Below are 19,455 nucleotides of genomic sequence, written 5' to 3' on the forward strand. Positions count from 1 at the left end.
GTCGTTATTTCAGGACGGAGGCCGCTTTCTCTGAAGACTGGTTATCGATTTCCTGTTTCGGCGTGCTCACACCGACTGCGCCCACGACTTCACCGTTAAGTGTCAGCGGGAATCCGCCACCCAGCGGCACAGCATGCGGGATCGCCAGCACCGTGGTTTCGCCACCGGCAAGGCGTTGCATGAATTTCAATGAGGGGGCGTGATAGAGCGCGGAAGTGCGCGCTTTACCGATCGAGGCATCGACACACCCCGCCGGAGAACCGTCAAGGCGCTGGAAGGCCAGTAATGAACCAGATGCATCAACAACCGCCACGCAACCCGTGCTGTGTTGTTCCGCAAGAGTGGATTTCACACTGTCGATCACGTTGGCGGCCTGCGCGTTATCCAGCTGCGGGTGTTCAGCGGCGAAGGCGGAAGTGGCCGTAAATAACAGCGTGCTGGCACACAGCAACGCTTGTACGGTGATATTTTTAACAGACATAGACTCATCCCTTGTAGCAGTAGTAAAACATGGCTTGACGTATTTTTCGAATAAGATTTCAAAAATAAACGTGTTAAATCAGAAAGATTAAATCGCAATAACGTTAACGGGCGGAACACTCAGCGGGGTTTCTTATTGCCACACTAACTGGGGCGTTATTGCTCTTTGTTTCGCGGATGTTAATTCAATTAACAAAACGGCAAAAGTGACGATTGCGGCAGGAAATTAATTTTCGGGCGGTTTAGAGAGGAGATTATGCACAAATCAGGCTGGCAGGCCTTATGACATAAGGGGTGAACATTTTGTGCTTTTACGAACCAGATGATCCGTTTGTATTAATGCAATGTGATCGGGTTAACAAAAAAAACCTCCCTGAGCGGGAGGTTTTGGACTGAGCAGGTGTCGTTAACTCTGGGGCTGCCAGCTGCTGCGGCATTCATCACGGCGGAAATTCAGAACGCGGCTGCGGTTAGAAATCAGTTTCACGTTGTACCCCTGGAAGTACAGACAGAAGTTCTTTTTCCACGGGCCGTCCGGCAATTCGACCAGCAACCGTCCCGCGCCCAGAGACGTCAGCTGACCGCTGGCGCGCAAGGTCCCCACACCCATCAGGAACTTATCGCCTTCAATATCAAACGCCGCTTTTGACGCCGGATGATACCAGCGGCCCTGAACCATTTTCAGGCAATCGTTAGGCTCAACCGGCGTGAAGAAACGCGGTGCATGGCCGATTTCTCCTTTGATGGCTTTCCCGTCCCAGCGCAGGCGCATCGGCATATGCGCGGAAAGGGTGATCGCTTCATCTGCGTCTGCGCTCTGATACAGATTATCAGCCGAACCCAGATAACTGGCCGTGCCGTTGCTGACTTTCAGCCAGTAAGGTTCCGCCGTGCTGGCATACAGCCCGTCAGGCAGAGCGTGGCTGCGCGGCGGAAGCGGGGCGTCTAACAGCGCTGACATAACGTCCAGCGCATGGCTGTACGCGGCGGTGTCTTCACGGTTGGACACCAGCGCGACCCCTGCATCCCGCTCAGGATGCAGCAGGAAATAGGCTTTGTAACCGGCGTGAGAACCGCCGTGCCCGTAAACCGTATGCGGTCCTATTTGCGTCGAGGTGGTGCCCAGCCCGTAAGCGGAAGGGATATCGCCGTGCAGGTAACGTTGCGCTGTCAGGGTTTTTAATACGCCCGCGCCGGGGCCGGTTTGCGAAAGCAGGCTCTGCAACCAGACGGAAAGCGAACGGACGCTGCCGGTCAGGCTGCCGGAAGCGGAAAGATGCAGACCGGCGAGGGCGGTTTTCCAGCCGCTGGTGTCCAGCCAGTACCCCGGCGCCAGGTTGGGCACAATATCGAACCAGGTTTCCGGTGCGTGAAGCGCGATGTCCAGCGGTTGCGCGATATGCTTTTGCAGCAGATCTTCAAACAAGATGCCTTTCTGTTTGAGGATTTCTTCCACCAGCCGGTAGCCGGTGTTGCTGTAGGAAATCTCGCTGCCGGCCGGGAAATTCAGTGCGCCATCTTGTGCCAGAAACGTCATGATCGCTTCTGCGTCGCTGACGTTGTAAACCGACACGCCAAGCAGTGAAAGGGTTTCACGGACATCCGGCAGACCGCCGGTCATGTCCAGTGCCTGACCTATCGTCACCTGAGCCATCGGGGCTTTCAGCTGCGGTAAATGCTTGCCAAGAGGGTCATTCACCGAAAGACCGGCATCGCTTTTCAGCAACGCCAGTGTGGCGAAAATATGTTTGGTGACCGAGGCGTAGCGGACAACGGAGTCAATGCTGAAAGGGGTTGCGGTGGTGAGGTTTTCCAGGCCACCGGTGGCAAAACCGCGCAGGGTTTTACTGTCGAAAAGGGTGATGGCGCCGCCCGGTTCGCCGGGTTTATTCCAGTTACCGGTAATACGTTTAGCCGTCGCTTCTGCGGCGTGCCACTGTAAATCAGAGGTCATTTGCGTCTCCACAAACTGTCTATCAGTGAGAAAGTGGGCAGCCTGAGCTGCCCGTGAAACCTGAACCTGTGCCGCGGGAAAACGGTTATTCGGGTTCCTCTAAACTGAGACTCAACGATCGTAATTCTGCGGTATGCGGATGGCTGACGTTGCCCGTCCGTAAATCGTCTGCGCTCAGAAGCTCGACCATTTCACCACCAATCATCACGCCAATGCTGGTGCAAAGGTGCGTTACCACCGCCAGATTGTGGCTGACCAGAATATAAGTGAGGTTGCGGCGTTCACGCAGGTCGCAAAGGAGGTTGAGGATTTCCGCCTGCACCGAGACGTCCAGCGCGGAGGTCGGCTCATCGAGCAGTAAAATTTCCGGTTCTGAAATCATTGCCCGGGCGATGGCCACGCGCTGGCGTTGCCCGCCGGAGAGCTGATGCGGAAAACGAAAACGCACGGACTGCGGCAGACCGACTTCGCTCAGTGCGTCGGCAATGCGCTTCTCAATATTCAGAAAACCATGAACGATCAGCGGTTCGCTGAGAATACGGTCGATGGTCTGGCGCGGATGCAGGGAGCCGTAGGGATCCTGAAAAACCATCTGCACGCGGCGGAAAAAACGCTTCTGCCGGACGGGCGTCTGGTCTTCACCGCCGATGACCATTTCGCCGGACCATGACTGATTCAGCCCGGCCAGCGCGCGCAGAATGGTCGATTTCCCCGAGCCGCTTTCACCGACAATGCCAAAACATCCGCCGGGGGCGACGCTGAAACTGACGCCTTTCACCACCTCGGTATCGCCGAACGCAATGCGCAGATTGTTGAGGATAATCTTACTGTTATCGAAAAAATCAATGTGTGTTGAGGCGTGTTCTGTCATGAGGTTTTCCATGCTTCATCACGTACCAGCACCGGCAGCCTGTCCCGAGGATGTTTCAGAGACGGCAGGCATTCCAGCAGCCCGCGCGTGTACGGATGCTGCGCGTTGAGTAAGTCACCGGCCTGTAAGGTTTCCACAATGCGTCCGGCATACATCACCGCCACCCGGTCGCAGAATTTTGACACCAGCGGCAGGTCGTGGCTGATCAGAATCAGCCCCATTCCGCGGCTGGACACCAGATCGTCGAGCAGTCGTAAAATCTCGGCCTGCACCGTGGCATCCAGCGCGCTGGTGGGTTCATCGGCAATCATCAGCTCGGGGTCGGGCGCCAGCATCATCGCGATCATGACGCGCTGGCCCATGCCGCCGGAGACTTCATGCGCATAACGTTCGGCCACTTTATGCGGATCACGGATGCGCACCTGATCGAGCAGTTCGATGGCGGCGTTCATCGCCTGTTTTTTTGTGCCGCCTTTGTGAGTTAGCCAGGCTTCCGCCACCTGTTTCCCCACCGGCATCACCGGATTCAGCGAGTATTTCGGGTCCTGTAAAATAAAGCCCACGCGTTTACCGCGAATTTGCCGCATCTGCTTTTCACTGGCATGACGCAGGTCTATGCCATCGAAAGAGAGCGTTTCGGCCCGGCAATGGGCGCTGGAAGGCAGCAGGTTCATCAGGCAACGGGCGGTCAGGGATTTCCCTGAACCGCTTTCGCCCACGATGCCAAATTTTTCTTTACCCAGTGACAAAGAGACGCCGCGCACGGCATCAAAACTGCCGCTGTTAGTTTTAAACGTAATGTGCAGATCTTTGATATCAACCAGCATCATTGCTCCTTAGGATCGAGAACGTCACGCAGCCCGTCGCCGAGGAAGTTAAACGCCAGAGATGTCACAAAAATGGCAATCGCCGGAATTAACGGCACCCACCATTCGCTGAACAGGAACCGGCGGGCGGTGGCAATCATCGCGCCCCATTCCGGTGACGGAGGCTGTGCGCCCATGCCCAAAAAGCCCAGACTGGCGGCGGTGATAATGATGGAACTCATGTCGAGCGTGATACGCACCACCAGGCTCGGAACGCACAGCGGCATGATATGACGCAGTACAATACGGGCCGACGTTGCGCCGGTCAGCCGGCAGGCGGCGATGTAATCAGTGCCGCGCACCTGCATGGTTTCCGCGCGCGCCAGACGGGCATACGGCGGCCAGGCGGTGAGGGCGATGGCCAGAATGGCGCTTTCAATCCCCGGCCGCAGTGCGGCGACAAAGGCCAGCGCCAGAATCAGACGCGGGAAGGCGAGGAAAATGTCGGTGACGCGCATCAGCAGGCGATCTACCCATCCGCCCGCATAACCGGCCACGCAGCCAATCAACAGGCCGAGCGGAGCGACGATCGCCACAACGATAATCACCATGCCCAGCGTGATGCGACCGCCGTAGAGAATCCGGCTCAGGGTATCGCGGCCCAGCTCGTCGGTGCCCAGCCAGTGCAGGGAGGACGGTTTGGCTAAGCGGTGCGCCAGATCCTGCGCACCCGGATCATACGGCGTCAGCCAGGGCGCAAAAATGGACAGCAGCAGAACAATCAGCACCGTGAAAAGACCGGTGACAGCGAGTGGATTTTTGCGCAGGCCGAGCCAGATGCGGTAACGGCGTCCCCACACGGCCTGCGTGCGGGTCAGCGGCGTATCCGCCAGCAACCAGGCGCGGCTACCGGCGCGGGGTGGCGATGTAACAGGGAGTGAGGTCATTTTACGCGGGGATCCAATAGTCGGTAGAGAAGGTCGGCCAGCAGGTTGAGCAGCACATATATCGCGCCGATCAGCAGCGTGGAGCCGATCACCGGGTTCATATCCGCATTCATCAGTGAGACGGTGAGATATTGTCCAAGACCCGGCCAGGAGAAGACGTTTTCAGTGACCACCGCACCTTCCAGCAAACCTGCATAGGTCAGTGCCAGAACGGTGATGAGCTGAACGCCGACGGTCGGAAACGCATGTTTCCAGATCACACGCTGCGCTGATAACCCTTTGGCGCGGGCGGTGATCACATACTCGCCGCTCAGGGCGTTCAGCATAAAGGTGCGGGTCATGCGGGTGATGTAGGCCATGCTGAAATACGCCAGGATCAGCACCGGTTGCGCCATGTGCGCCAGTGCATCGCGGAACGCTCCCATGTCCCCGGCAATCAGCGAGTCCACGGTTAACAATCCGGTGACCTGAGGGATCATGTCCTGATAAATGATGTCCTGACGTCCCGGCCCCGGCGCGATACCGAGCACGGAGTAGAAAATCAGCAGGCTGAGCAGGGCCAGCACAAACACCGGCAGCGAGTGACCGGCCAGACATACCACACGGATGGTCTGATCAATCCAGCTGCCCTGACGGGTTGCAGCCCAGACGCCCAGAGGAATGCCGATCACGGCGGCGATAATGATCGCTGCCGTGGCCAGTTCCAGCGTTGCGGGGAAGAACCGGGCGATATCGGTGGTGACCAGATTGGAGGTCAGGGCGGAACGGCCTAAGTCACCGTGAAACACCTGACTGATGTAATGGAAGAACTGCAACCAGAGGGGCTGGTCCAGCCCCATTTCATGACGAACCCGTTCGACGACTGCCTGCGGGGCGTTATCGCCAACCGCAGCCAGAACCGGATCTGTCGGCATCACGCGACCGATAAAAAACGTCACCACCGACAGACCAAACAAAGTAAGACAAACGCTGATGCAGGTACTCAGATAGCCATTGAGTCTCTTGCTCACGCTTTCACAACCTTCTCGTAAGGGCTGGTGTTCATGACGGTTAATGCCACGCCGGAAATCACATTACGGCAGGCGGCGGTATTGGTCGGTTGCAGCATGATGATAAACGGGCTGTTTTCCATATGTCTGGTCTGCAATTCTTCATAGAGTTTGATACGGGTGGCCGGATCGGACTCTTTCAGCGCTTTGGTGCTGAGATCGGAAATGCTTTTGTCCTGCCAGCTGCAACGCCACGCCAGCGTGCGGCTTTTGGCAGCATCGGTGTTATCCGGGTTGCTGCAGAACGCTTCGGCATTTGAGTTCGGATCAAAGTAATCCGCGCCCCATTGGGTCAGTGCCAGTTGCTGCTGACGCGCACGCATCTTGGTCAGCACCTGACGGCTCTCGGCGGCCAGTAAGGTCACTTTGATACCCACTTCGGCGAGGTTCGACTGCAAAGCCTGCACGATGTCTGATGAAGGTGAAGCGGAGTAGTGATCCAGCGTGATTTCAAATCCGTTCGGGAAACCGGCTTCGGCCAGCAGGGCTTTCGCTTTAGCAACATCACGTTTGTACATAATGGTGTTCACCGCCGCCGGGAAACCTTCAGGCAGGAAACTTTGATGGATTTTGTGCGTCAGCGGCACGATGTGCTGCTGAATATTTTCGTAATCCACTGCCCACTTAAGCGCCTGCCAGACCTGCGGTTTAGCCAGGTTCGGGTGCGCCGTGTTAGCAGAAAGCATGTAAGTGCCGGCGATACCTTTGCGCACCAGGGTGAAGTTTTTGTCGTTCATCAGCGGACGCAGCTGTTCTGTGGTCAGGTTGCGTGCGATATCCACATCACCTTTTTGCAACATCAGCAGTTGCGCAGAAGGATCGACGATGTGACGCATGATGATGCGCTGGATGTTACCCGCGTGCGGGTTGTTTTTATTGCTTTCAAGAATGACGGATTCGCTGACTTTCCAGTCGCGCAACTTGAAAGCACCGGAACCGGCACTGTTTTTCTTCAGCCAGGCATTGCCCAAATCGTCACCTGCCTGATTCGCCAGACAGGCCGATTTCTGCACGATGCTGCCGACGTTGGCGGTCAGGCAGTACAGCAGGAAAGATTCAGACGCAGGTTCAGCAGTTTTGATCACCAGCGTTTCGGCATCAGGCGCGGTGACCATGCTGTCTACGTTGTCTTTGGTGTAGCCAAACTGATTGATGATATAGGCCGGGCTCTTGTCGAGTTTCACCACACGTTGCAGGGAGAACGCGGCATCTTCTGCGGTGACCGGTTTGCCATCGGCCCATTTGGCTTTGGGATCCAGTTTGAAGGTGAAGGTTTTTTTGTCGTCAGACGCGGTCCAGGACAGGGCCAGATCGCCTTCGATTTCGTCCGGGGAGGCCAGCTTTGGTTTCACCAGTTGCTGATACATATTGCCGGTAATTTCACTGCCAACAGATTCGAAGCTTTCATGCGGATCCAGACTGGTAATGATGTCGAGCTGGATAGCCATCACCAGTATCGAGGCTGGCGTGGCAGCAAATACCGAATCAAATTTCAGGTAAGACAAAGCGGGTATTGCGGAAAAACCGGTAACGAATTGACGCCTGGTAACCATAACTACTCCCATCGTGTTGATATATAAAAGTAAAATTAAATATTACAGTGGCTAACCCTTGACTTCACCGCAGGCAACTGGCTTAAATGAAAAACCGTTGCTTTGCACCCTTCGACATTTCATATCGAAAAAACTAATGTGAATGACGACAGACTTGTTCCTCTTTAGTGCAACATCGCAGTGGTGATGCACTTCCTGCGGGCAACTCGCCGTTGTCTCAGTCACGCTCAATCAAAGGTAGACCTTTTTTATGAATAACGTAGCGCACGGATCTGAAGAGCTAATGCCAGTTTTTGATGGACATAACGACGTTTTGCTACAACTTTGGACAGAACATCGTCAAAATCCTGAGCATGCATTCCTCCAGGGCCCGGCCAGCGGACAAATGGATCTGCCTCGCTGCCGTGAAGCAGGCTTTGCTGGCGGGCTTTTCGCCGCCTGGGTACCGACTCCTGATGTCGATCTTGCAAAGACCGTGCCCGATCGCTCGGTGGATACGCAATTTCTGCTGGAAGGTACTCAAAAACATCCCGATTTTTCTCCGACGCCTTCTTTCGATTTTGCACGCGACGTCACGTTTGGCATGATGGCGTTTCTGTTGCGCATCGAAGAGCAGTCACAGGGAAAGGTGAAAATTTGTCGCACGGCGCGGGATATTCGACATTCAATCGATAACCACGCATTAGCTGTGGTTATGCATATTGAAGGCGCGGAAGCGATTGATGCCGATCTTTACAATCTCGACGTGTTGTACAGCATGGGATTGCGGTCACTGGGGCCGGTGTGGAGCCGCCCGAACATCTTCGGGCACGGTGTGCCGTTCAAATATCAGACCTCGCCGGATATCGGGCCGGGCCTGACCGATGCAGGCATCCGCCTGATTAAAGCCTGTAATCAGAAACGCATCATGATTGACCTCTCGCATCTGAACGAAAAAGGATTCTGGCAGGTCGCGAAACTCAGTGATGCGCCGCTGGTCGCCAGCCATTCCAATGCGTTCAGCATTTGTCCGCAATCGCGAAATCTGACCGATAAACAACTCGGCGCAATCAGGGAGAGCCAGGGTTTTGTGGGGCTGAACTTTGCTGTGCCGTTCCTGCGGGAAGATGGCAAACGCAGTGATGACACCGGCACCGAGATCATGGTGCGACACGTGGATTATCTGGTGGAACATCTGGGTGAGGATGGGGTGGGCTTTGGTTCAGATTTCGATGGTGCGTCAATGGCGCCGTTTATGTCTGACGTTGGTGGTCTGCCGGTGCTGGTGGAGGCATTAAGGAAAGCAGGGTACGGGCAGGCATTGCTTGAGAAGATTTGCTACAAAAACTGGATCAACGTGCTGGAAAGAACCTGGGGCGAGTAATGCCCCGGCATCGGCATCACGTCCGTATCGCACAATCAGATATAAAAAAAGGCAGCTATCAATAGCTGCCTTTTTGCTGTGTGCTGGCGTCAGACTTATTTGAAGAAGTCAGCGCTCACGGTCAGGTTACCACCGCTCTTGTTCTGCCACTGGCGGGTAATGTGGTAGAACTTGGCACCTTTCGCCGCAGCACGGTTCGCAACTTCCTGCGAAACATCCGTCGTGCTGTTGAAGTGACCGGTGAAGGTAGCGGAATCAAACGGAACCATCTGTGCTGCGGTAACGTCGTTCACTTCCTGAATTTTAGCACCGTTAGTCGCGGTGACAGTGTAACGTTTACCGGTAGACGTCTGGGTTTCAAAGAAACGACCCACTTCGCGGCTCGGGCTGCCTGAAGAGGCAACACCAGGGATTTCTACTTTCTTCGCGGCTGCACCACCGGCGGCCAGTGCGGCTTTACCTGCTTCAGAATCTGCAGGGATAGCATCCGGATCCTGAACAACACGTTTCGCGGCATCTTTTTTGTAGATGAACGCGGTGATGTACTGGTTGCCGCCGCTGTTGGCATCAATCTGGCGAACGATGAAGAAGGAGTAAGCCCCTTTGTCTTTCGCTGCTTTAGTGATGGCATCATTTACGTCTGGCTGGCTGCGATAAAAACCGCTGACTGTCACGGTGTCAAAAGGCTCAAGCTGATAGGCCACATCTTTAGGCAGCTCGACCACGCCGTTGATCACACGGTAATTTGTGTTCTTGCTCACTTCTGGCGCATCTTTTTTATAGATATCTGCAACGACGCGCCAGTTGCCGCTATTGTTAGAAGAGTTGGTGTCCTGAATATAGAAATAATCCGCACCCAGTGTATCGGCGCGGCGTGATACGGCATCAGCCGCATCGCCAAGCGTGTTAAAACGCCCGGAAATAACAATGCGATCAAAGGGTTTGATGGCTGCTGCTTTCTGCGGGCTTATTTCCTGCGCGGCGTGAGCAGCAGACAGCGCAGAAACAGAAAACAGGGCCGATACGATGATCGTTTTTGTCAGCTTCATAAAAAATCCTTTCACCTTGCGCAGTAATGTTGAAACGTGCTGAATTCTTGATGTGTAACAGGTTAGCGGCCGATTATTGCATGTAACAATGCTGAGTGTCTCAGTAATTTATGGCAATTATGCGAGCGTCAACGCGGTGACACGGTTCTTTTTTTGCTGACCATAACTTATATAAGTTTAAGGAATAATCCAAGTAGTGAAATTAATGTTAATTATTCACTATTTTCTAACTTTTATGCCCGCCCGGAGCGGTCTGCAAGCGTGAAGGGCAGAGTGATAGATCTGGTTTCACTGGCGGATTAAAGAGAATTAAACACGTGTTTCTCAGGGTTTGCAGCAGGTTTGCGGCCCATATCAATTTTTTTATTATTAATTACCTGACTATCGCTGCGATACGTAGATTATTGATTAGATATTCAGTAGGTTATAACCAGCCTGAAAAAATACTCTCCGGCGTTCTTCATAAGCCAGCAGGCTGGTAAATAAAATGTTATGACGATGACACAAATCATCAATGAAAAGGGTGAAGGGAATACTATGCGTATTGGTGTACCAAGAGAGCGGTTGACCAATGAAGCCAGAGTCGCAGCCACACCGAAAACGGTGGAGCAGTTGCTGAAACTCGGCTTTACGGTCGCTATCGAACAAGGTGCCGGGAAGTTAGCCAGCTTTGAGGACGCCGCTTATGAACAAGCGGGTGCGTCTGTGGTCAGCGGCGAAGAAGTATGGCATTCAGATATCGTTTTAAAGGTGAATGCACCTGAAAACGACGAAATCGATAAATTACAGGCAGGTACCACGCTGGTCAGCTTTATCTGGCCTGCACAGAACCCTGAGCTTATTCAGAAACTGGCTGACCGTCAGGTCACCGCCATGGCAATGGATTCCGTGCCGCGTATTTCCCGCGCACAATCTCTGGATGCCCTGAGTTCAATGGCTAACATCGCCGGTTACCGTGCGATAGTCGAAGCCGCTCACGAATTCGGTCGTTTCTTCACCGGGCAGATCACCGCCGCCGGTAAAGTGCCACCGGCCAAAGTGATGATTATCGGTGCCGGCGTGGCTGGCCTGGCTGCCATCGGCGCAGCAGGCAGTCTCGGTGCCATCGTTCGTGCTTTTGATACCCGCCCTGAAGTGAAAGAGCAGGTTCAGAGCATGGGTGCAGAGTTCCTCGAACTCGATTTTGAAGAAGAAGCAGGCAGCGGCGACGGTTATGCCAAAGTCATGTCAGAAGCCTTCATCAAAGCAGAAATGGCGCTGTTTGCCGCTCAGGCTGAAGAAGTGGATATCATCGTGACCACCGCGCTGATCCCTGGCCGTCCTGCACCGAAGCTCATCACCAAAGACATGGTGGCTTCCATGAAGCCGGGCAGTGTGATCGTCGATCTGGCGGCCCAGACGGGCGGTAACTGTGAACTGACCGTGGCGGATAAAATCACCACGACAGAAAACGGTGTGAAGATCATCGGTTATACCGACTTACCCAGCCGTCTGCCGACGCAATCTTCCCAGCTTTACGGAACCAACCTGGTCAACCTGCTGAAACTGCTGTGCAAAGAGAAAAACGGTGAAATCGAGATCGATTTCGAAGATACCGTGGTTCGCGGCGTGACCGTTGTGAAAGCCGGTGAAGTGACCTGGCCTGCGCCAGCCATTCAGGTGTCTGCGCAACCTCAGGCGGCGAAAGCCGCAGAACCTGTCGCCAAAGTGGAAGCCAAACCGGCCTCTCCGTGGACCAAGTTCATCATCATGGCCGTGGCCATTGTGCTGTTTGGCTGGCTGGCGAACGTTGCGCCGAAAGAGTTCCTGTCTCACTTCACCGTATTTGCGCTGTCCTGTGTGGTGGGTTACTACGTGGTCTGGAACGTCAGCCATGCCTTGCATACACCGCTGATGTCGGTCACGAACGCCATTTCCGGGATCATCGTGGTGGGCGCAGTGCTGCAAATCGGTCACGGTGGCTGGGTCAGCTTCCTGTCCTTTATTGCCGTACTGATCGCCAGTATCAATATTTTTGGCGGATTCACCGTCACTCAGCGCATGCTGAAGATGTTTCGTAAGAATTAAGGGGTAGCATATGTCTGGGGGTTTAGTTACAGCAGCATATATTGTTGCCGCTATTCTGTTTATTTGCAGCCTTGCGGGGCTCTCTAAACATGAAACGTCAAAACAGGGGAACATCTTCGGTGTTACCGGGATGGCGATCGCGTTAATCGCGACCATTCTCGGCCCTGATTCCGGTAACGTTGGCTGGATCATCGTTGCGATGGTGATCGGTGGCGCAATCGGTGTTTATCTGGCGCGCAAAGTCGAAATGACTGAAATGCCGGAACTGGTGGCGATTCTGCACAGCTTCGTCGGTCTGGCTGCGGTTCTGGTTGGCTTTAACAGCTATCTGGATCACGGTTCAGTGCCGATGGAAGGCGTGATGGAAAACATCCATCTGACGGAGGTCTTTCTCGGTATCTTCATCGGTGCAGTGACGTTCACCGGTTCCATCGTGGCTTTTGGCAAACTGCGCGGGATTATCTCTTCCAAACCGCTGGCGTTGCCACATCGTCATAAATTGAATCTGGCTGCGCTGGTGGTGTCTTTCCTGCTGATGGTGACGTTCGTGCGTACCGAAAGCGTGGGTCTGCAAGTGCTGGCTCTGCTGATCATGACTCTCATTGCACTCGGCTTCGGCTGGCATCTGGTGTCGTCGATTGGCGGTGCGGACATGCCGGTTGTGGTGTCCATGCTGAACTCATATTCCGGTTGGGCAGCGGCGGCGGCGGGCTTTATGCTCAGCAACGACCTGCTGATCGTGACCGGTGCGCTGGTCGGTTCCTCCGGTGCGATCTTGTCTTACATCATGTGTAAAGCGATGAACCGTTCGTTCATCAGCGTGATTGCAGGCGGCTTCGGCACAGACGGTTCATCAACCGGCAATGCTGAAGAGATGGGCGAGTATCACGAAGCGAGCGCGGAAGATGTGGCAGACATGCTGAAAAACGCCAGCTCCGTGATCATCACCCCTGGCTACGGCATGGCGGTGGCACAAGCTCAGTATCCGGTTCACGACATCACAGCGAAACTGCGTGCGAAGGGCATCAAAGTGCGTTTCGGTATTCACCCTGTTGCAGGGCGTTTGCCGGGCCACATGAACGTTCTGCTGGCAGAAGCGAAAGTGCCGTATGATATCGTGCTGGAAATGGATGAAATCAATGATGATTTCAGCGATACCGACGTGGTGCTGGTTATCGGTGCCAATGACACCGTGAACCCGGCAGCGCAGGAAGATCCGCGCAGCCCGATCGCCGGCATGCCGGTGCTGGAAGTGTGGAAAGCGCAGAACGTGATCGTGTTCAAACGTTCCATGAACACCGGTTATGCCGGCGTACAGAACCCGCTGTTCTTCAAAGAAAATACGCAGATGCTGTTTGGCGATGCAAAAGAAAGCGTTGAGAAGATCCTTCGCGCGCTCTGATAGTTATCAGTTCTATCGTTAACAGTAATGAAAAAGGCCAGTCAGATGACTGGCCTTTATTTTTGCGGAACCCCGGCGGCTCTGACGTTACTCGTCGTCGTCCTCTTCATCATCGTCCTGTGTGATCGGGCATTCGAAATCATCTGGTTTAATCGCCAGCAAATCGCACTTAAGATGGTCGATCACCTGTTCAGTGGTATTACCGAGAAATGCGGCTGACAGACCGGTACGGCCAATCGCGCCCAACACCACCACACCGGCTTGCAAATGTTCAGCCAAATCGGGGATCACTTCTTCCGGCAGGCCTTTTTCTACGTGAGTGAATTTTTCATCGATCTGGAATTTCTGCCGTAACGCTTTCATGGCAATCAGATGCTGACCACGGATGGCGTCGTTGTAAACGCTGGGATCAAAGTCCGGCAGCTCAATGGCGATATTGATCGGTGTGACAGGGTACGCGCCGACCAGATGGACTTCCGTCTGATTAACGTGAGAGGCCAGTTCGATACTTTCTTTCACCAGTTTGATATTAAGCGGATCGTGGTAGGGCTCTTCGCTGGAAAGGTTAACCGCGACGACGGCTTTACCGCCTTCTGGCCAAGGCTGGTCTTTCACCATCCACACCGGACACGGGCACTTACGCAGCAAATTCCAGTCAGTAGGGGTGAAGATAACGGATTCGAGGCGGTCGTGCTGATGGGCCATTTTTAACAGCAGGTCGTGCTGGGCAGAAATGACTTCCTGAATAATCGCTTCAAAAGGTTTGTTATGCCAGACCACTTTAACTTCAATCTGGATACCGGCCTCAATATAGTAGCGGCACTGCTCTTTAATCCATTCCGCCCGTTCGTTGATCACACTTTGTCGCATGCTCGTCCGTTCATCAGGCGACAGCATGGTGGTCATCTCATAGGAGAAATCATAAATAGACAGGAAAGCTTTGATCCGGCCACCGTTACGCTGCACCAGATAAACGGCGCGTCGCAGGGCGGGTTGATCATCCTGATTGGGGTCTATAGCAACGAGTAAATTCTGATACTTAGCCATGGGGACTCCTTAACACCTGTGAGAGAACAGCATTTCACTGTATTAAGTACAGAGTAAACCAAGATTAAGCAATCGGACAGCGGAGAAATTGAGTCGGATCAACAAATTATTCACTGATGATCCGACACAAAAATTTAAGCAGAGACGGGAGCAGACTGACCGGCTAATTGAGAAAGCATTTCATGATTCTCAATGGTGATGTATTTCCCTTTCACACTCAGCATTTCTGATTTCTGGAAACGGCCTAACAAGCGGCTGATGGTTTCCACGGTCAGACCGAGGTAGTTACCGATGTCGCCACGGGTCATGGTCAGGCGGAATTCACGCTGAGAGAAACCACGCTGTGCGAAACGGCGGGAGAGGTTATAGATGAAGGCAGCCAGACGTTCTTCGGCATTTTTCTTCGACAACAGCAGGATCATATCCTGATCGCCTTTTATCTCACCGCTCATCAGACGCATCATTTGCTGGCGCAGATTCGGCATTTTCCCGGAGAGATCATCAAGTGTCTCAAACGGGATTTCACACACCATGGAAGTTTCCAGAGCCTGTGCGAAACTCGGGTGCTGCAAACCGCCGATCGCATCAAAGCCGACTAAATCACCCGCCAGATGGAAACCGGTGATTTGCTCGTCACCTTGTTCGGTGATGGTGTAGCTCTTGATGGTGCCGGAACGGATGGCGTAAAGGGATTTCAATTCATCGCCAGCTTTGAACAGTGCCTGGCCTTTTTGAATCGGTTTTTTCCTTTCGATGATGTTGTCGAGCTGGTCGAGTTCATGCTCGTTCAGCGTGAAAGGAATGCAAAGCTGACTAATGCTACAGTCCTGACAATGGATCGCACAGCCACCAGATTGGATACGTCGAATAATACGCTTTTCCGGGATCATAAGAGTCACTCAGGCAATATTGATATGGGTCAATTTTAACATCTTTTGCGGCGAGTGATAAGTAGCAGAATGGGGCTAAAAGGGCGAAATGTTAAAAAACCACGATTTTTAACGGGTTTTTTTTCTAATTGTTTTGATCTGAACGAGGTATTTCGACGAATTGAGAATCAATGAGATTTAGATGTGGGTCAATTTATTCATAAAAATTATATAATTTTTTTAAGAATAATTTGTTTGAATCTAAACAAACCCATCTCAGAGTTATCTGCAGGCCGTTTTTTGATTATCTGCATCTTAACTTAATCTTTAAGAATACTGACAAATGCGCACGGATTATGACATAAATCCGGCTACCCGGCGATTATTGCGCATCCTCCGATTGTTTGTTTTGTTCGCGAATAAAGCCGGTGATTTGAAAGCAAAAAACGCTGCCAGGGCAGCGTTGAGATTTTTGGTTTTTTTTTAAGCGAGGGCGGTTACACGTCACCTTCGTTATCTTTTTCCACTGCTTCATGAAGGCGATCCAGCATATCGGGAAACGCCGACTGCACGCGACTCCAGCTTGGGATAAAGGGTTTTTCACTCGGCGTATCCACAAACGCCTGACCGGCTTCAATAATGGCGCCGGAGAACAACTCCACGGCGGATTCCTCGCTGTGGCGGTCGAAAGACAAACCGTTCATGCGCGCGTCATTCTCAAACCCGTCAATCATATCCAGCGCATTGCGATAGTAGGTGGCTTTCAGAATGCGGAAAGACTCGCTGGTGATATTCACGCCCAGGATCGCCATCTTACGATACAGCGCTTTAGTGATGTCGATGCTCATACGCTGCAAACCGTTAGTGGCATCATCTTCTGACATCGGCTGATGTTTATGGTCGTAATTATCGGCGATATCTACCTGACAGATGCGTCGGGTCGCCGTATTGCGGTGCAGTTCGGAAAGCACGCCAATCTCAAGCCCCCAGTCACTCGGGATACGCAGGTCATTAAGAACGTGAGTACGCATGGCGAATTCGCCGGAAAGCGGATAACGGAAAGTGCGCAGATACTCAAGGAAATCGGAGTGGCCGTAGACAATCTGCAGGGATTTCAGCAGCGGAAACACCAGCAGGCGGCCAACGCGGCCATTGAATTTACCGTCTGCCACACGGGCGTAATAGCCTTTACAGAAATCATAATGGAAATTAGGGTTTGCCACCGGGTACATCAGGCGCGCCAGCATATCGCGGCTGTAGGTGACAATGTCACAATCATGCAGCCCGACGACCGAGGTGCGCCGCGAGGCCAGCGTATACCCGACGCAAAACCAGACGTTGCGGCCTTTACCCGGTTCCATTGGCGAAAGATTTTCTTTTTTAAGCTCTTCATCCAGCGCTTTCAGACGCGGGCCATCGTTCCATAAAATACGGTGGCGCTGTGGCAGGCGGGAGAAAAATTCGCGGGCAAATAAAAACTGATCGCGGTCTGCGCGATCCAGACCAATAACAATTTCTTCCAGATAGGGGACTTTTGTCAGCTCATCGACAATTTTGGTCAGCGCCGGACCTTCAAGTTCTGAAAATAATGAAGGCAATATTAACCCCATTGAGCGGCGTCCCGAAAAAACCTGCAAATCGTATTCCAGTTCTTCCACTTTTCGGTTGGTCAAATTATGGAAATTAGTAATCACACCATCCTGATAAAAATCACTCATTCGATATTCTCCAATTTTAGAATTGATAAAATTATTGGAAACAAACAATTATCTGAAACGCACTCCCGCGACACTCTATCCCTTATTTTTCATTTAGCATTTCCCGCTGGCGGGACGAAATAAAATGATCTAAACCCTGAACCCAGCCGTGCGGGCCAAATTCCGTGGTGCGATAAACCTGAGCGGGGTGATGACGGCTCAGCGGCATCTCGTGGTGGTGATGGCCTTTAATGACCACGGCGTGATCGACCACTTCCAGCATCGAGAGATCGTTAGGCCCGTCCCCCAGTCCGATACTGATCGCCGGTTTACCGCGCTGGCGCTGATACTCAGCGGAAAGCCATTGCACCGCCGGGCCTTTCCCCGCATCAACGCCCATCACATGCCAGAAACGTCCGCCACGCGTCAGCGCCAGCCCTTCACGGGTGAGGCATTTTTTGAAATGTGCGAAATCCAGATCGTTACCAAACCAGATCAGAGGTTCGGAAGCTTCACGCAGCATCGCCAGCGCAGCATCCGCTTCGGAAAGTCCGGTCCAGAGGGCGACCTGCTTTGGCGTGACATCCCCGAAACCGCGAAATTCAAAATCGTAGCGGTGGCGTAATTCCTCCAGAGTGCGGCGGATATCCGCATAGCGCGCACCCATCATCGGACCCTGACCTCGCCAGTCTGGCGGAAGGTGGATCATGGCACCGTTTTCAGCAATAAAAGGGAGATGCGTCAGCTGGAGATCTGACTGCAATGCCGCCACTTCGGCGGACGTTTTACTGGTGGTCAGGATCAGCGGTATCTGCGCTGCGGCAAGCCTGTCCAGCCAGGGCTTCGCCGGTTGCCAGCTGTAATCATGGTGGTCGAGCAGCGAACCATCGAGGTCAGTAAAAATAATTAAGGGATCATCAAGGTACGGCATTCTTTCTCCTCAATTTTGTGGCAGAACAGACGTGCATTTTTGTTAACCCACTTCTGCTCCAGCAGCTAAGTATAGATTCAAAAATGATTTTTATGACCGGGCTAACCATTTCAGGATTATTTACCGGCAAGGGTAACGGGCAACATCAAAGCCGCAGACGGCTTTACCCGCAGGCGGTTTATGCGGATAATTTACGTCAGTTCCACTGCGGTTTAGATGTCATCCTTTACCATTGCGTTTTCTTTTTTTGCCCGGTTTCGGGCAGTCAGACGAGTCTTTCCTCATGTCTTTAACACCGGTTTTAACGCGCACCGCCTTTGTGCTTTGCGCGGTCAGTTTGTTATCTGCCTGCGATGGCAGCTCCACCGCGCAGGAGAGTGCGCTGGTCATTGAAGGTAAAACCATGGGCACGTTTTATCGTGTCAGTCTGGCAGGCGTGGATAAAAACCGGGAAGCGGCGCTGCGGGAGCAAATTGAAGCGCAGCTCAAAGAGGACGACCATCAGTTATCGACTTACAAAGAGGATTCGGTGCTGTCTCGTTTCAATCAGTATCAGGGCAACGTGCCCCAGCCGATCAGTGCCGGGATGGCTGACGCGATCGTCACCTCAATGCGTATCGGCACCTTAACCGGTGGTGCGATGGACATCACCGTCGGCCCGCTGGTGAATTTGTGGGGATTTGGCCCGGACAAACAGCCGGTGAAAACGCCGACGCCGGAACAGATCGCCGCAGCGCGTCAGCGTATCGGGTTACAGCATCTGAAAGTGATCCAGCAAAATGACGGGCAGTATCTGCAAAAAGATTTGCCGGGCATGTACGTTGATCTCTCCACGGTCGGCGAAGGTTATGCAACCGATCACCTGGCACGGCTGGTTGAGGGGAACGGCATCAGCAATTATCTGGTGTCGGTGGGCGGCGCGGTGGTTTCACGCGGACATAATGCGCAGGGAAATCCGTGGCAGGTGGCAATTCAGAAACCAACGGACAAAGAAACCGCGGTACAGGCGATTGTTGATTTGCAGGGCATGGGCATCAGTACCTCCGGCAGTTATCGCAATTATTACGAGCTGAACGGCAAACGTCTTTCGCACATCATCGATCCGGCCACCGGTTCGCCAATCACCCATAAGCTGGTATCGGCGACGGTGATCGCCCCGACCGCGCTGGAAGCAGACGGCTGGGACACCGGTCTGATGGTGCTTGGCACGAAGAAAGCGCTGGCGCTGGCAGAACAACAACATCTTGCGGTGTATCTGATCACCAAAGAGGGCGACATCTTCAAAAGCTATATGTCGCCGCAGTTCAAAGCCTATCTGAAAGATCCGCAGTAAACGTTATCGTCTTAAAGCGTGCCGTGCATTTTTTCAC

Annotated in this window: 16 protein-coding genes; 4 read left to right on the forward strand and 12 right to left on the reverse strand. The window is 53.3% G+C overall.

The window, feature by feature from the left end; all coding sequences use genetic code 11:
* Positions 1-4 precede the first annotated feature (4 nt).
* The 7 genes from ABSH60_RS20110 to ABSH60_RS20140 form a co-directional block, all read right to left on the reverse strand.
* Positions 5-481: a heme-binding protein gene (locus ABSH60_RS20110; protein ID WP_390975537.1), complete on the reverse strand. Its 477-nt coding sequence runs from the start codon at positions 479-481 to the stop codon at positions 5-7.
* Between the two features lie 405 nt (positions 482-886).
* Positions 887-2,434, reverse strand: coding sequence for a serine hydrolase (locus tag ABSH60_RS20115; RefSeq protein ID WP_390975539.1), 1,548 nt, complete (start codon positions 2,432-2,434; stop codon positions 887-889).
* An 85-nt stretch (positions 2,435-2,519) separates the two neighbouring features.
* Positions 2,520-3,305, reverse strand: coding sequence for an ABC transporter ATP-binding protein (locus ABSH60_RS20120; RefSeq protein ID WP_056770682.1), 786 nt, complete (start codon positions 3,303-3,305; stop codon positions 2,520-2,522).
* A complete protein-coding gene (locus ABSH60_RS20125; RefSeq protein ID WP_056770680.1) occupies positions 3,302-4,132 on the reverse strand; it encodes an ABC transporter ATP-binding protein in 831 nt (276 codons plus the stop codon). The genes ABSH60_RS20120 and ABSH60_RS20125 overlap by 4 nt, the downstream gene beginning before the upstream one ends.
* A complete protein-coding gene (locus tag ABSH60_RS20130; RefSeq protein ID WP_183847070.1) occupies positions 4,132-5,058 on the reverse strand; it encodes an ABC transporter permease in 927 nt (308 codons plus the stop codon). Before ABSH60_RS20130 ends, ABSH60_RS20125 begins: the two co-directional genes overlap by 1 nt.
* Positions 5,055-6,068, reverse strand: a complete 1,014-nt coding sequence (locus tag ABSH60_RS20135) for an ABC transporter permease (RefSeq protein WP_122095310.1) — start codon at positions 6,066-6,068, stop codon at positions 5,055-5,057. Before ABSH60_RS20135 ends, ABSH60_RS20130 begins: the two co-directional genes overlap by 4 nt.
* Positions 6,065-7,660 (reverse strand): ABC transporter substrate-binding protein, encoded by a 1,596-nt coding sequence (locus ABSH60_RS20140; RefSeq protein ID WP_056770667.1) that lies wholly within the window; start codon positions 7,658-7,660, stop codon positions 6,065-6,067. Before ABSH60_RS20140 ends, ABSH60_RS20135 begins: the two co-directional genes overlap by 4 nt.
* A gap of 250 nt (positions 7,661-7,910) precedes the next feature.
* Here ABSH60_RS20140 and ABSH60_RS20145 point away from each other — a divergent pair, with 250 nt between their 5' ends.
* Complete coding sequence (locus ABSH60_RS20145) at positions 7,911-9,023, forward strand: dipeptidase (protein WP_056770665.1); 1,113 nt, start codon at positions 7,911-7,913, stop codon at positions 9,021-9,023.
* A 95-nt stretch (positions 9,024-9,118) separates the two neighbouring features.
* Here the strand turns inward: ABSH60_RS20145 and ydgH are convergent, their stop codons facing one another.
* The gene (gene ydgH / locus ABSH60_RS20150; RefSeq protein WP_056770662.1) at positions 9,119-10,072 is read right to left on the reverse strand and encodes a DUF1471 family protein YdgH; all 954 of its coding nucleotides are present in this window, start codon (positions 10,070-10,072) and stop codon (positions 9,119-9,121) included.
* Between the two features lie 537 nt (positions 10,073-10,609).
* Here ydgH and pntA point away from each other — a divergent pair.
* Positions 10,610-12,139: a Re/Si-specific NAD(P)(+) transhydrogenase subunit alpha gene (gene pntA / locus ABSH60_RS20155; RefSeq protein ID WP_217202927.1), complete on the forward strand. Its 1,530-nt coding sequence runs from the start codon at positions 10,610-10,612 to the stop codon at positions 12,137-12,139.
* Positions 12,140-12,149: 10 nt separating this feature from the next.
* Positions 12,150-13,541 (forward strand): Re/Si-specific NAD(P)(+) transhydrogenase subunit beta, encoded by a 1,392-nt coding sequence (pntB, locus tag ABSH60_RS20160; RefSeq protein WP_056770657.1) that lies wholly within the window; start codon positions 12,150-12,152, stop codon positions 13,539-13,541.
* Positions 13,542-13,628: 87 nt separating this feature from the next.
* Here the strand turns inward: pntB and uspE are convergent, their stop codons facing one another.
* The 4 genes from uspE to ABSH60_RS20180 form a co-directional block, all read right to left on the reverse strand.
* Positions 13,629-14,588, reverse strand: coding sequence for a universal stress protein UspE (gene uspE, locus ABSH60_RS20165; RefSeq protein WP_056770655.1), 960 nt, complete (start codon positions 14,586-14,588; stop codon positions 13,629-13,631).
* A 134-nt stretch (positions 14,589-14,722) separates the two neighbouring features.
* Positions 14,723-15,478 (reverse strand): FNR family transcription factor, encoded by a 756-nt coding sequence (locus ABSH60_RS20170; protein ID WP_013575564.1) that lies wholly within the window; start codon positions 15,476-15,478, stop codon positions 14,723-14,725.
* Between the two features lie 476 nt (positions 15,479-15,954).
* Positions 15,955-17,175, reverse strand: a complete 1,221-nt coding sequence (locus ABSH60_RS20175) for a hypothetical protein (RefSeq protein WP_056770652.1) — start codon at positions 17,173-17,175, stop codon at positions 15,955-15,957.
* 82 nt (positions 17,176-17,257) lie between these two features.
* Positions 17,258-18,085, reverse strand: coding sequence for a mannosyl-3-phosphoglycerate phosphatase-related protein (locus ABSH60_RS20180; RefSeq protein WP_390975544.1), 828 nt, complete (start codon positions 18,083-18,085; stop codon positions 17,258-17,260).
* A 283-nt stretch (positions 18,086-18,368) separates the two neighbouring features.
* On the opposite strand from ABSH60_RS20180, the gene apbE reads away from it, so the two are divergent.
* Entirely contained in the window at positions 18,369-19,418 is a 1,050-nt protein-coding gene (gene apbE, locus ABSH60_RS20185) for an FAD:protein FMN transferase ApbE (RefSeq protein WP_390975546.1), read from the forward strand.
* Positions 19,419-19,455 lie beyond the last annotated feature (37 nt).

The sequence above is a fragment of the Rahnella sp. R3(2024) genome (genome assembly GCF_042920125.1).
GTDB lineage: Bacteria > Pseudomonadota > Gammaproteobacteria > Enterobacterales > Enterobacteriaceae > Rahnella > Rahnella rivi.

Bases quoted from the DNA above. Each gene is read 5' to 3' on its own strand.
- ABSH60_RS20140 (WP_056770667.1), bottom strand. From the start codon at position 7,660: ATGGTTACCAGGCGTCAATTCGTTACCGGTTTTTCCGCAATACCCGCT.
- pntA (WP_217202927.1), top strand. From the start codon at position 10,610: ATGCGTATTGGTGTACCAAGAGAGCGGTTGACCAATGAAGCCAGAGTC.
- ABSH60_RS20110 (WP_390975537.1), bottom strand. From the start codon at position 481: ATGTCTGTTAAAAATATCACCGTACAAGCGTTGCTGTGTGCCAGCACG.
- ydgH (WP_056770662.1), bottom strand. From the start codon at position 10,072: ATGAAGCTGACAAAAACGATCATCGTATCGGCCCTGTTTTCTGTTTCT.
- pntB (WP_056770657.1), top strand. From the start codon at position 12,150: ATGTCTGGGGGTTTAGTTACAGCAGCATATATTGTTGCCGCTATTCTG.
- ABSH60_RS20120 (WP_056770682.1), bottom strand. From the start codon at position 3,305: ATGACAGAACACGCCTCAACACACATTGATTTTTTCGATAACAGTAAG.
- ABSH60_RS20125 (WP_056770680.1), bottom strand. From the start codon at position 4,132: ATGCTGGTTGATATCAAAGATCTGCACATTACGTTTAAAACTAACAGC.
- apbE (WP_390975546.1), top strand. From the start codon at position 18,369: ATGTCTTTAACACCGGTTTTAACGCGCACCGCCTTTGTGCTTTGCGCG.
- ABSH60_RS20130 (WP_183847070.1), bottom strand. From the start codon at position 5,058: ATGACCTCACTCCCTGTTACATCGCCACCCCGCGCCGGTAGCCGCGCC.
- ABSH60_RS20145 (WP_056770665.1), top strand. From the start codon at position 7,911: ATGAATAACGTAGCGCACGGATCTGAAGAGCTAATGCCAGTTTTTGAT.
- ABSH60_RS20175 (WP_056770652.1), bottom strand. From the start codon at position 17,175: ATGAGTGATTTTTATCAGGATGGTGTGATTACTAATTTCCATAATTTG.
- ABSH60_RS20115 (WP_390975539.1), bottom strand. From the start codon at position 2,434: ATGACCTCTGATTTACAGTGGCACGCCGCAGAAGCGACGGCTAAACGT.
- uspE (WP_056770655.1), bottom strand. From the start codon at position 14,588: ATGGCTAAGTATCAGAATTTACTCGTTGCTATAGACCCCAATCAGGAT.
- ABSH60_RS20170 (WP_013575564.1), bottom strand. From the start codon at position 15,478: ATGATCCCGGAAAAGCGTATTATTCGACGTATCCAATCTGGTGGCTGT.
- ABSH60_RS20180 (WP_390975544.1), bottom strand. From the start codon at position 18,085: ATGCCGTACCTTGATGATCCCTTAATTATTTTTACTGACCTCGATGGT.